This window comes from Actinoplanes sp. M2I2 (genome assembly GCF_023544445.1).
Taxonomy (GTDB): Bacteria; Actinomycetota; Actinomycetes; order Mycobacteriales; family Micromonosporaceae; genus Actinoplanes.
In genome coordinates this window covers 132,707-144,342 of sequence record NZ_JALPVJ010000019.1, presented here as the reverse complement: position 1 = coordinate 144,342, position 11,636 = coordinate 132,707, and the positions used below count along the sequence as shown (strand labels likewise).

At 70.7% G+C, this 11,636-nt stretch carries 10 protein-coding genes; 5 read left to right on the top strand and 5 right to left on the bottom strand.

Annotated features, from left to right (window positions below; genetic code table 11):
* The first annotated feature begins 75 nt into the window (after window positions 1-75).
* From HJC40_RS33840 to HJC40_RS33830, 3 genes are all read left to right on the top strand, one after another.
* A complete protein-coding gene (locus HJC40_RS33840) occupies window positions 76-2,280 on the top strand; it encodes a bifunctional diguanylate cyclase/phosphodiesterase (RefSeq protein ID WP_250007490.1) in 2,205 nt (734 codons plus the stop codon).
* Window positions 2,281-2,341: 61 nt separating this feature from the next.
* On the top strand, window positions 2,342-3,997 hold the full coding sequence (locus tag HJC40_RS33835; protein WP_250007459.1) for a sulfatase-like hydrolase/transferase: 1,656 nt from the start codon (window positions 2,342-2,344) through the stop codon (window positions 3,995-3,997).
* Window positions 3,998-4,122: 125 nt separating this feature from the next.
* Entirely contained in the window at window positions 4,123-4,920 is a 798-nt protein-coding gene (locus HJC40_RS33830; protein WP_250007458.1) for a discoidin domain-containing protein, read from the top strand.
* 49 nt (window positions 4,921-4,969) lie between these two features.
* On the opposite strand, the gene HJC40_RS33825 is transcribed toward HJC40_RS33830, so the two are convergent.
* Entirely contained in the window at window positions 4,970-5,995 is a 1,026-nt protein-coding gene (locus HJC40_RS33825; RefSeq protein ID WP_250007457.1) for a hypothetical protein, read from the bottom strand.
* A gap of 147 nt (window positions 5,996-6,142) precedes the next feature.
* Between HJC40_RS33825 and HJC40_RS33820 the strand changes: the two genes are divergently transcribed.
* Both HJC40_RS33820 and HJC40_RS33815 read left to right on the top strand, forming a co-directional pair.
* A complete protein-coding gene (locus HJC40_RS33820) occupies window positions 6,143-6,880 on the top strand; it encodes a GNAT family protein (RefSeq protein ID WP_308200978.1) in 738 nt (245 codons plus the stop codon).
* Window positions 6,881-6,883: 3 nt separating this feature from the next.
* Window positions 6,884-7,507, top strand: coding sequence for an adenosylcobinamide amidohydrolase (locus tag HJC40_RS33815; RefSeq protein ID WP_250007455.1), 624 nt, complete (start codon window positions 6,884-6,886; stop codon window positions 7,505-7,507).
* Here the strand turns inward: HJC40_RS33815 and HJC40_RS33810 are convergent.
* The 4 genes from HJC40_RS33810 to HJC40_RS33795 form a co-directional block, all read right to left on the bottom strand.
* Window positions 7,494-8,078 carry a DUF1684 domain-containing protein gene (locus HJC40_RS33810; protein WP_250007454.1) on the bottom strand — a complete coding sequence of 195 codons (585 nt, stop codon included), beginning with the start codon at window positions 8,076-8,078 and terminating at the stop codon, window positions 7,494-7,496. The two genes, HJC40_RS33815 and HJC40_RS33810, sit on opposite strands and share 14 nt — an antisense overlap.
* Before the next feature lie 101 nt (window positions 8,079-8,179).
* Window positions 8,180-9,400 carry an alpha-amylase family glycosyl hydrolase gene (locus HJC40_RS33805; RefSeq protein ID WP_250007453.1) on the bottom strand — a complete coding sequence of 407 codons (1,221 nt, stop codon included), beginning with the start codon at window positions 9,398-9,400 and terminating at the stop codon, window positions 8,180-8,182.
* Between the two features lie 48 nt (window positions 9,401-9,448).
* Window positions 9,449-10,705: a nucleotide sugar dehydrogenase gene (locus HJC40_RS33800; RefSeq protein WP_250007452.1), complete on the bottom strand. Its 1,257-nt coding sequence runs from the start codon at window positions 10,703-10,705 to the stop codon at window positions 9,449-9,451.
* 66 nt (window positions 10,706-10,771) lie between these two features.
* Window positions 10,772-11,632, bottom strand: a complete 861-nt coding sequence (locus tag HJC40_RS33795) for a glycoside hydrolase family 26 protein (protein WP_250007489.1) — start codon at window positions 11,630-11,632, stop codon at window positions 10,772-10,774.
* Between the last annotated feature and the right edge of the window lie 4 nt (window positions 11,633-11,636).

Genomic DNA, 11,636 nt, shown 5'->3' with positions numbered 1-11,636 from the left:
ACATTTGTCACGGCCGGGCCGACGGTTTCACTCAGGTTGCCGGCGGGGGAGCCGATCGGTGCGCCCGTGCAGCAGATGATGATGGACGACCACACGGCCGAGTACTGGGCGCGTCAAGTGCGTATCGGTGCCGCCATGGCCGCCGTGGTCACGGCGATCGGGGGCATCCGGGTCGCCACGGCCTGGGCTCAGGCCGATCGCTGGTGGCTGGTCCCGGTGGTGATCGCCGTGCTGTGCCAGGCGGCGATCTTCTGGCTGCCCTGGGCCCGCATCGTGCGCAGCGAGCGCAACCGGCATCTGCTGACGGCCTGGTGGTTCGGCGAGATGCCGGTGATGGTGCTGTTCGGCTGGGTCGACCCGGAAGGCTGGATGCTCTACGTCCCGGCCGTCGTGCTGTTGCTGATCACCGCGGCCGCGCTCTTCTCGCCCCGGTTCGTCATCGGGCTCGGCGTGATGTCGGTCGGCGGCTACGCGTTGCTGCTCCCGATGCGGGCCGGCACCCACCTGGGCACCACCTTCGTGCTGACCGCGATGATGGGCTGTGTCGTCGGCCTGACCGCGATCTACGCCAAGAGCCGCCGCTCCCTCGACAACCGCCGGCGCGCCGCCGAGCAGCGGGCCGAGACGATGCTCGCGGCCTCGGCCGACGCCGTGCTTGCCATCGGGCCGGACAGGCTCATCCGGTACGCCACCTCGTCCGTCAGCCAGATGCTTGGCCTCGAACCCCAGGCCCTGGTCGGCAAGCGCCTGAGCACCCTCCTGCCCACCGACCGGGTGGAGCCGGCCCAGCAGTTCTTCGCCGACCTGATGGCCCAGCCGATCGGGCAGAGCCTGCGCGTCGAGTCCCGGCTCGCCGGCCCCGACGGCGAGTGGGTGTACGTCGACGTTCTGGCCACCAACTGGATCAGCGACCCCGACATCGAGGCCGTCGTGATCAGCCTGCGCGACATCGGCACCCGGCGCGCGCTCGAGGAGAAGCTGCAGCTCCAGGCGTACACAGACTCGCTGACCGGCATGCCCAACCGGGCGCTGTTCCGGCTGCGGCTGGCCGAGGCGGTCACCGGCCCCGACCGGCCGGTCACCGTGCTGCTGCTCGACCTCGACGACTTCAAGCTGGTCAACGACAACCTCGGGCACAGCGCGGGCGACGAGCTGCTGACCACCATCGCCGGTCGTCTGCGCCGGCACGTCCGCCCGTCCGACGTGCTGGCCCGGCTCGGCGGCGACGAGTTCGCCATCCTCATGCGCGACCTCGAGCCGGGTGACGCCGCGGCGCTGGCCGAGCGGCTGGTCCGCACGATCCGCGAGCCCATCCGGCTGGGCAGCCGCGACATCACCTGCTCGCTGAGCATCGGCATCGCGACCTCGACGGCCGACGACCGATCCGGCGACCAGCTTCTGGGCAACGCCGACCTGGCCATGTACGCGGCCAAGCGGGCCGGCCGCAACGGGTACGCCGTCTTCGACCCGACGATGACGATCTCGGTGCTCGAGGAGGCCCAGCTGCGGATCGATCTGGAGCACGGGCTCGAGCACCAGGAGTTCGCCGTCCTCTACCAGCCCGTCGTCGACATGCAGACGCAGCGCGTGACGTCGGTCGAGGCGCTGGTGCGCTGGAACCACCCGCGCGACGGACTGCTCGGCCCGTACCACTTCATCGCCGCGGCCGAGGCCAACGGCCTGATCGTGCCGCTCGGCGGGTGGGTCCTGCGGGAGGCCTGCGCCCAGCTCGCCCGCTGGCGCGCCGAGTCGCCGGCCGCCGCCGGGCTCAAGGTCAACGTCAACCTGTCGGCCCGCCAGTTCCAGTACGCCGGGCTGGTCGACGACGTCGCCGCGGCGCTGGACGACGCCGGCCTCGACCCCGCCTCGCTCACCCTCGAGATCACCGAGTCGATGCTGATGGAGGACATCGCCACGGCCAAGCAGACCCTGCACGCGCTGCGCGAGCTCGGCGTACGCCTGGCGATCGACGACTTCGGCACCGGCTACTCGTCGCTGAGCTACCTCAAGCAGCTGCCCGTCGACGTGATCAAGATCGACAAGACGTTCGTCGACGACGTGGACACCGACGCCGACGACGTGGCGCTGGTCGACGCCGTGGCCGGGCTCGGTCAGGCGCTCAAGATGCAGACGGTGGCCGAGGGCATCGAGACCGATGCGCAGTGGGCCACGCTGCGCCGCCTCGGGATCGACCACGGGCAGGGATACCTGTTCGGCAAGCCCGCCGACCCCGAGCAGATCCGCGCCATGCTGAACGGGGTGAGCACGATCTCGGCTTGAACCGCGAGCTGCCGCCCGGCGTGTACCTGGTGGAAGTGCAACTCTGCGGTTAGGAAAATCAGTGTCGGTCAACAAGCACGTGCGCCGGGCCGCCGGCGGGGTGGTCACCCTCCTCGCCGCCCTCCTCGTCTTCCTCGCGCTGGTGCTCCCCGACCAGATCACCCGGCTGCCACCGGGCAATTTCTGGCTCACCGCCCTGATCCGCGTGCCCATCGAGGCGCTGCTGGCCGCCGCCCTGCTGCTGGCGCTGCCGGCCCGGGCCCGCCGCATCACGGCCACCGTGCTGGGCGCGGCCCTGGGCGTGCTGACCGTGCTGAAGGTCATCGACATCGGCTTCTACGCCGTGCTGGCCCGCCAGTTCGACCCGGTGCTCGACTGGACGCTGTTCAAGGACGGCTTCAACTTCCTGCGCGACTCGATCGGCCGGGGCGGGGCGCTGCTGGCCGCGGCCGGCGCCGTGCTGCTCGCCGTGCTCACGCTGGTCGCGATCACCTTCTCGGTACGACGGCTCAGCCGGCTCATCGGCGCCCACCCGTGGCCCGTACGCGGGACGGTCGTCACCGCCTCGGCGGCCTGGATCACCCTGGCCGTCCTGGGCTTCCAGCTCGTCGGCGGCATCCCGGTGGCCAGCCAGAGCGCTGCCGACCTGGCCCGCGACACGGTGCTGGCGGTGCCGCAGGACATCCAGGACCGCAAGAACTTCGCCCGCGAGGTGCGCGACGACGCGTTCGAGAACCTGCCGCAGGACCAGCTGCTGAGCGCGCTGCGGGGCAAGGACGTGATCATCGGCTTCGTCGAGAGCTACGGCCGCGACGCCGTCGAGAACCCCGAGTTCAACCGCCCGGTGCTCGACCAGTTGCGCGCCGGGCAGGGCGAGCTCGCAGCCAAGGGCTTCGCCGCGCGCACCGGCTATCTCACCTCGCCCACCTTCGGCGGCGGCAGCTGGCTCGCGCACTCGACGTTGCTGTCCGGTCTGTGGATCGACAACCAGAACCGCTACCGCAGCCTCGTCGCCACCGACCGGCTCACCCTCACCTCGGCGTTCAAGCAGGCCGGCTTCCGCACCGTGGGGTTCGAGCCCGGCGTCACCTACGCCTGGCCCGAGGGCGACTTCTACGGCTACCAGCAGGTCTACGACTCGCACACGCTGGGCTACCACGGTCCGAACCTGAGCTGGTCGACGATGCCGGACCAGTTCGTGATGAAGCAGGTCCACGAGTACGAGTTCGGCAAGCCCAAGCGCGGTCCGCTGCTGGCCGAGGTGACCCTGACCTCGAGCCACACGCCGTGGACGCCGGTGCCCGCGATGCTGCCCTGGGACAAGATCGGCGACGGCCGGGTCTACGGCCCGATGGTCGCCGGGGGCGAGAGCGCTCAGGCCCTCTTCGCCGACGGTGACAAGGTCAAGCAGGCGTACGCCGGGTCGATCGCCTACTCGCTGGACACCCTCATCTCGTACGTCGAGCACTTCGGCGACGACAACCTGGTGCTCGTGCTGCTGGGCGACCACCAGCCGGCCTCGGTCGTGGTGGGCTCGAACGCCAGCAAGGACGTGCCGATCTCGATCATCGCCAAGGATCCCAAGGTGCTCGGCCGCATCAAGCCCTGGGGCTGGACCGACGGCCTGATCCCGGCCCCCGGCGCCCCGCTCTGGCCGATGAACGAGTTCCGCGACAAGTTCCTCACCGCGTACAGCCCGCAAGGGGAACCTCACTGAACGCGGAGTAATCCTGTCATTGACGGTGATCTACCCGCGCGTCACCCCGTTCCGGGACGAACTTCCGTCAAGATACGTCTCGGCGGTCGCGAGGGGGCGGCCGACGAGCACGAACGGGGAGTTTCGTGGAGGAGCGTCAGCGACCGTCCCGGGCGGACAGTCTGCGGCTGACCCGCATGCCCGAGGTGCGGCCGCAGCATCGGCCGGCGACACCGTCCCCGGAGCCGCCACCGTCGGCGCCACCGCCCGGACGGAAGTCCCGTCGAGGCTGGTGGCTCGCCGCCGGGCTGGTCGTCGTGGTGGCCCTCGGGGCTGGGCTGGCCGTCGCCTATCGAGCCACGACGGACGCCACGATCCCGGCCCGCGGCATCCCGCCGGTCGACATCCCGACCGAGGCCGCCGCCGCCGGCTCCGTGGCCGCCTCCCGCCCGGTCGTGCCGCCGTCGCCGGTGGCGGTGCCGGCCGACAGTGTGCCGTTGGCGTCACCAGGCGTAGTCACCAAGGGGGCGTCGCCCGAGGTCTCCGGTCAGGCCAGGTTCCGGGCCAACCTCGCACTGACCGCCACGGTCACTGCCAGCAGCGTGGAGAGGTCGGGCTGGGCGGCCCGGTACGCGGCTGACGGCGACCCGGCGTCGCGGTGGTCGAGCGGCTTCGCCGAGCCGCAGTGGCTCCGGGCCGACCTGGGCGCCCGGCGTGCCGTCAACGAGGTGACGCTGGTGTGGGAGCACGCGTACGCGATCGGCTACCGGGTCGAGACGTCGCTCGACGGCCGGAAATGGCGGACGATCTGGTCGACCACGGCCGGCGAGGGCGGCACGGTACGGGTGAAGGCCGACGGGGTGGTCGCCCGGTATGTGCGCATGTATGGCACCAAGCGGTCGAACCAGTACGGCTTCTCCCTGTTCGAAATGGAGATCCGCTGACTGTCAGGCGCTCCCCGCGGGTCTCACCCGCGAGGAGCGCCCTGACGAACTAGTCGACCGTCGGGGGCAGGTTGCGAGCCGCCTTCAGCGCCGCGGCGGCGCCGGAGTACGGGTTGTAGCTGTAGGCGCGGTCGAGCGAGCCCGGCACCTTGAAGTACGAGGCGGCCAGCTTCGCCGGGTCGGTGGCGATCTCGCCGCGCGCGGGCACGTCGTTGCCGTCGTCCCAGCCCCACGGCGCGTTGGCCGAGTTCGTGCCGCACGAGTACGTCCCGGTGCCGCAGCCGCCGGTGGTGTCGCCGGCGAAGGTGCCCAGGTTGGCGAACAGGTTGGTGTTGTTGCGCTGCGCCCACAGGCCGCCGCCCGCGAACACGTCGATCAGCTGGTACCGCACGTCCCGGTCGTCGGCGCCGCTGGGCGACTCCGAGACGGTGGCCGAGGGGTAGTAGACGATCCCGTCACCGTCGATGTCGTACTGCGGCCACGCCTTGAGCCCGTGCCCGCCCCGCTCCTGCGCGGTGACCGGGTGCTGGAACGAGTCGTGCGGCGACGACTTGAGCTGCAGGGTGCCGTCGATCGTCTCGCTGCCGTTGGCCCAGTCGCTGCCGGCCGCGGCGTACGAGAAGAAGTCGCTGTGCGCCACCGTGACCGCGGCCTTGAGCTTGCCGTACGTCGAGCCGTCCTTCTCGACGATCTCGAGCACGCCCTCGCCGTCGTTCTCGTGCTCGGTCTCGAAGAACGGGTGGTCGATCCAGTCGCGGGGGTGGAAGAAGAAGTACGAGAGGTAGTAGTGGGTGCCGGTCTCGAGCACCGAGTAGTACGCCGCCGCGGCAGTGTTCTTCCCGGTGTTGTCCCAGTTGTCACGCCCGTTCAGATTGCCGTCGAAGTCGTAGCGGGTAATGAAGTCGCTCTTGCCGCTCAGCGCGTGGCTGCCGGTGGAGTCCACGTCCTGGTAGTGAACCGGCGCCCAGCGCAGGGCCAGCTCGGCCCGGCTCGGCGCGGCCTGCCCCGGCGCGGCCAGCCCGGCCGCCGCCAGCACCCCGGCTGCCCCGGCCGCGATCAATCGACCAATTCTCATGCGTTCCTCCTGAAATCGATGATCGTCAATCTAAGGGCGGTGAGTGGACGCCAGGCGAAGTCGAAATTTCCGCTGTACGGCGGCTGGTGCTCCGGGAGCCTCCGCCGACCCCGTTGCCGAGAGTGGGGGCGGCGCTAGGCTGTCCCCGTGTTCAAGGTCGATCTGGGCAGGGGCGCTGAGCTCCGGCCGCTGGAGCCGTGGCAGGCCGAGGAGTTCCTCGCTCACATGGACAGGGCGCGAGCCTTCGTCGACCCGTGGATAGCGTGGGCGAGCCGTAGCACCACGCTGCAGACGGCGCGGAAGACCCTTCAGCGGTACGCGGATCTGCAGGCCCGCGGCGAGGGCCGGATCCTCGGCATCTGGCTCGACGGCGTCCTGGTCGGCGGTGTGATGGCGTTCAACTTCGACGCGTACGCCGACGCGTGCGAGATCGGCTGCTGGCTCGAGCCGGCCGGCACCGGCCGCGGGCTGATCACCCAGGCGTCGGCCCGGCTGATCGACTGGCTGGTCACCGAGCGGGCGGTCCACCGCGTCGAGTGGCACTGCCGCCCCGACAATGTGGCCAGCTCTGGTGTGGCCCGGCGGCTCGGCATGACCCACGAGGGCACCCTGCGAGCCAACTTCCCGTGGCAGGGCGTGCGCCACGACAGCCAGGTCTGGGCCGTCCTCGCCCCGGAGTGGTCCGCCCGCAAAGACTCCCAGTCGCCCGGCGGCGCGAAGTCGCAGTCGTCCGGCCATGAGGGCTCGCAGTTGTCCGGCGGCGCGGAGTCGCAGTCGTCGGGCCGTGAGGGCTCGCAGTTGTCGGGCGGCGCGGAGTCGCAGTCGCCGGGCCCAGAGGGATCGCAGTTGTCGGGCCTGGAGGAGTCGTCCGGGCCGAGGGCATAGGTCGTGCTGCCCGAGCCCACCCTGACCCACCGCACCGAGGACGGCGGGGACACGCCGGTGCTCTGCTGGCGGCTGCCCGAGCCGGTACTGGCCATTTCGTCGGCCGTTCTCGGTGGCGGCATCGGGCCGTGCGGCTGGATCGTCAACGCGACCGTGCCGATGTCCTACGACCGCGACGACCCGGCCGACCACCTGACCGCCATCGCCGGCGACCTCGGCCTGAGCGGCCCGGGGGTGGGCCTGCTGACCGGGGTGAACGTCGCCGACGTGGTGAGCACCGACGACGACGGCGTGCGGCTCTGGGCCACCGTCGGGCTCGGCGTGCCGGTCCGGGCCGCCGCCCCGCCGGTGGAGCCGGGCCCGCGCGTCGGCACGGTCAACGTCGTGGCCTGGGTGCCGGCCCGGCTCAGCGCGGGCGCGCTGGTCAACGCGGTGGCCACGGTGACCGAGGCGAAGGCGCAGGCCATCCGCGACCTGGGCTGGGACGCGACCGGGACGCCGACCGACGCGGTGTGTGTGCTCTGCCCGGCCGACGGGCCGGTCGCGGCGTACGCCGGGCCCCGCTCGACCTGGGGCGCGCGGCTGGCCCGGGCGGCCTACGCGGCGGTGCGCTTCAGTGGTACGTGAGCTCGCCGGCCTCGATGGCGGCGCTCACCGTGTTCTCCGGCGGGGCCAGCGGGCACAGCCAGGCGTCGTCGTAGGCGCACGACGGGTTGTAGAGGTAGTTGAAATCGAGCCGGACCCGCGTACGGGAAAGCATCTGCAAGCCCCGGCCGTGGGTGCCCTTGACCGTGTCGGTGAGGTAGCGCCCGCCGCCGTAGGCGCCCTTGCCGCAGGTCGCGTCGCGCACCGGCAGGAAGAGCCCGCCCCCGTAGGCGGCGATCCACCACAGCGAGAGCTCGCCGAACGGGGTCTCGAGGACGCCGACCCGGTTGTAGTGCACGACCCCGTCGGCCCCACCCGTGTCGATGTCGATCTGACCGGACGCCGGGCGCACGTCGGCCTCGACGATCACGTCGTCGTTGCGGGGCAGGTAGCGCAGGCCCGCGAAGGATCCACGCTCGTCCTCGGCGATCGCCGACTGCGGATGCGTGCCGAACAGTTTGTCGCGCTCGGCGCGGAACTCCTCGAGGCTCGTGTCGGCCAGGTACATGCGCGCGACGGCGGCGCGGTAGTCGGTCAGCTCGAGTGCCTGCATGCTTGTCAGGCTAGGCGGTGACGAGGCCGAGCACGCGGTGATGATTTTCTCAGCCGCCCGGACCGAAAAGCGGCCCGGATCGGTCAGCGGGCCGGGATCGGTCAGCGGGCCAGGATCGACCAGCCGTGCGGCGGGACGGTCGCCGGCGATCGGTCACCGGTCGCGTCGTCCGTCTCGATCACCCGTAGCCCGGCGGTGTCGATCGGGAAGGTGTACGGCTCGTCGCCGATGTTGAGCAGGGTGACCAGCCGGTCGGCGCCGTCCGTCGAGACCAGCGCGGCCGCGGTGTTGGTCAGGTGCTCGGCCGTCGTGCGCCCGCGCACCAGCCAGGCGTGCCGGCGGCGCAGGCCGATCAGACGCTCGTGCAGGCGGAAGACCGGCCACCCGTACGGCGCCAGGTCGTCCCGCCGCTCGGGGAAGGCCGGCCGGATCGCGTCGTCGCCCCCGGCCCGGTCCTCCTTGACGCCGCGGAAGCCCTGCTCGTCGCCGTAGTAGATGCTCGGCACGCCACCGACGGTGAACAGCACGGCCAGCGCGTGACCGAGGTGCCGCTCGTCGGTGAGCTTGCTGGCGATCCGGGTGACGTCGTGGTTGCCGACGAACGTCAGCGGCAGCCCGGCCTCGAGCACCTCGTTGCCGCGCTTGAGCGCCCACGCCAGCTCGTACAGGTTGCCGTCGTTGAGGCTGCTCCAGATCGCCTTCCACAACTCGTACTGGGTGATCGAGTCGAGGCCGCTGTCACGCAGGTAGCCCACGTAGTCGCCCTGGATGACCTCGCCGGTGAACCAGGCCTCGGGCCGGGCGGGCCGGACCCTGTCCAGGGCCGCGCGCCAGAACGCCGGCGGCACCGCGTAGGCCGCGTCGAGCCGCCAGCCCGAGGCGCCCCGGCCGAGCCAGTGATCCATCACCCGGACGACGTGGTCGAGCACCTCGGGCTCGTCGTGGTTCAGCTCGACCAGCGAGCCGTGGCCCTCGAAGACCGCCGGCTCGCCGGACGCGGTGTGCTTGAACCAGTGCCCGGGCGCCGAAAAGCCGCGGCCGACATGGTTGAAGACGCCGTCGAGCATGATCCGCACGCCGCGCTCCCGGCAGGCGGCCACGAGCGCGTCGAAGTCGGCGTCGTCCCCGAGGCGGGGGTCGAGCCGGAAGTGGTCGACGGTGTCGTACCCGTGGGTCTCGGACGCGAAGATCGGCCCGAGCTGCAGGCCGTTGGCCCCCAGTTCGACGGCGTAGTCCAGCCAGCCGGTCAGCCGCTTGAACCCGCCGCCGAACCCCAGCGGATAGACGTGCCACCAGATCACATGGTCGACCCACTCACGCATCCGACCACTATCCCCCTCCGGGGGCCTCCTTATGCCCTGCGGTGCTCGTCAGAGGCGCTGCGCGTCGTCGGAGCGGGTGACGCCGCGGGTGTCGAAGAAGCGCTTGGCCGTGGCAGCGAGCCGGTCGGCGTCGTAGTCGCGGTGGTTCTGCACCAGGATGACCAGGTCGGCCGAGGCCACCGCGCCTTCCAGGTCGTCGGCCCGCACGACGTCGATGTCGGGGTGCCACTCCTCGACGTACGGGTCGTGGTAGCTGACCTTGGCCCCGAGACCGTTGAGGTCACGGGCCAGCGGGACGGCCGGCGACTCGCGCTCGTCCGCGATGTTCGCCTTGTAGGTCACCCCGAGCAGCAGGACGTTAGCGCCGCTGGTCGCCAGCCCGGCGTCGTTCAGGATGTTCTGGGCCCGCCGCGCCACGTAGGCCGGCATGGTCGCGTTGATCTCCTCGGCCAGCTCGACGAACCGGAACGGGTAGCCGAGCCGCTGGCGCACGTTGTGGCTCAGGTAGTTGGGGTCGATCGGGATGCAGTGACCGCCCACGCCCGGACCCGGGTAGAACGCCTGGAACCCGAACGGCTTGCTGGACGCCGCCCGGATGACGTCCCACAGGTCGATGTCGAGACGGTGGCAGAACTTGGCCATCTCGTTGACCAGGGCGATGTTGACGTGCCGGTACGTGTTCTCGAGCAACTTGGCCGTCTCGGCCTCGCGGGTGCCCTTGGTGCGGACGACGGTGTCGACGAAACGGCCGTACATGGCCGCCGCGACCTCGGTGCAGGCCGGCGTGTGCCCGCCGACGACCTTCGGCGTGTTGCCGGGGCCGAAGTCCTTGTTGCCGGGGTCGATGCGCTCGGGCGAGAAGGCCAGGTGGAAGTCCTTGCCCGCGAGCAGGCCACCGGTCTCCAGGATCGGGCGCACCAGCTCGTCGGTGGTGCCCGGGTAGGTCGTCGACTCGAGCACGACCAGCATCCCCGGGTGCAGGTGGCGGGCCACGGCCTCGGTGGCCGACTGGACGGCGCCGAGGTCGGGGCCGCCCTCCTTGAGCAGCGGCGTCGGAACGCAGATGACGGCCGCGTCGGCCGTGGCGATCACGCTCGCGTCGGTCGTGGCCGTGAAGCCCCGCCGCGTCATGTCGGCGATGTCGTCGTCCGACAGGTCATCCACATGGGACCGACCGGCGTTGAGGGATTCGACCATCGCCTTGTTCACGTCGAAACCCACGACGGACATGCCCGCCAGGGTCGCTTCCCGAGCGAGGGGAAGCCCGACGTATCCGAGCCCGATGATGACAATGTCGACCGCCACGGTCGCTCCTTTGTTGCTGATGGACTGAACTGAGGGGAACTGCTTACTTACTGAGACAGGTCATGTTTACTTACTGAGACAGGTCATGTGCGGGACGAGCGACTTCTTGAAGGCCTTCAGGCTCTCGGGCGTCTCGTCGAACCGCCAGTCCGCACTGGAGTGCGGCGGAGGCGCCTGGGTCCAGATCAGCCCGATGACGTTCGGGTTGGCCTGCAACCACGGAGCCAGGCTGGTGATCCACTTGGACTTGTTGACCCCGTTGGACCCGGTCTCGGACAGCACGACCGGTTTCTTGTACCGGGCGAGAAGCTTCATGGTCGGGTCGAACGTCTGACCGGCCCTCGACTCGAAGCCGAAGGACGAGCTGCCGACGCCGTAACCGGTGAAGCCCACCAGATCGACCCACTTCGAACCCGGCCAGAACTGGGACAGGCCGCGGACCGTAGCGCCACGGGTGATGTTCGGGGACCAGAGCCACAGGGCGTTGGTGGCGCCCGCGTTCCGGAACAACGTCACGACATGCTGCCAGGCCTTGATGTACTCGGCCGGGGTGTTGCCGTTGACGCCGGCGGCCCAGGGCGACCAGTTGCCGTTCATCTCGGGCGCGTACCGGATGACCACGAGGTCGCCGTACTCGGCGACGGTCTCGGCCACGGCCCGCAGCTTGGCGTCCTGCTTTCCGGCCGCGACCGAGGCCAGCGACCAGGTCTTCTGCTTGACCTTCGTACTCAGGTCCTTCGGCTGCACGGTGAGGAACGGGATGCCCGCCGCCTCGGTCAGCCGGGACAGCTCGAGCGGGGAGCCGATCGACGCGTAGACGCCCCGCCACTTCGGCCGGCACCCGGTCTCGTCCGCGATCTCGTCGGACTCGGCCGCGGCCGGCTTGTCCGACGTGACCCCGAAGACCGGCTTGTCCTCCTTGAGCATGGCC

Bases quoted from the DNA above. Each gene is read 5' to 3' on its own strand.
- HJC40_RS33840 (WP_250007490.1), top strand. From the start codon at position 76: ATGATGATGGACGACCACACGGCCGAGTACTGGGCGCGTCAAGTGCGT.
- HJC40_RS33825 (WP_250007457.1), bottom strand. From the start codon at position 5,995: ATGAGAATTGGTCGATTGATCGCGGCCGGGGCAGCCGGGGTGCTGGCG.
- HJC40_RS33810 (WP_250007454.1), bottom strand. From the start codon at position 8,078: ATGCAGGCACTCGAGCTGACCGACTACCGCGCCGCCGTCGCGCGCATG.
- HJC40_RS33805 (WP_250007453.1), bottom strand. From the start codon at position 9,400: ATGCGTGAGTGGGTCGACCATGTGATCTGGTGGCACGTCTATCCGCTG.
- HJC40_RS33795 (WP_250007489.1), bottom strand. From the start codon at position 11,632: ATGCTCAAGGAGGACAAGCCGGTCTTCGGGGTCACGTCGGACAAGCCG.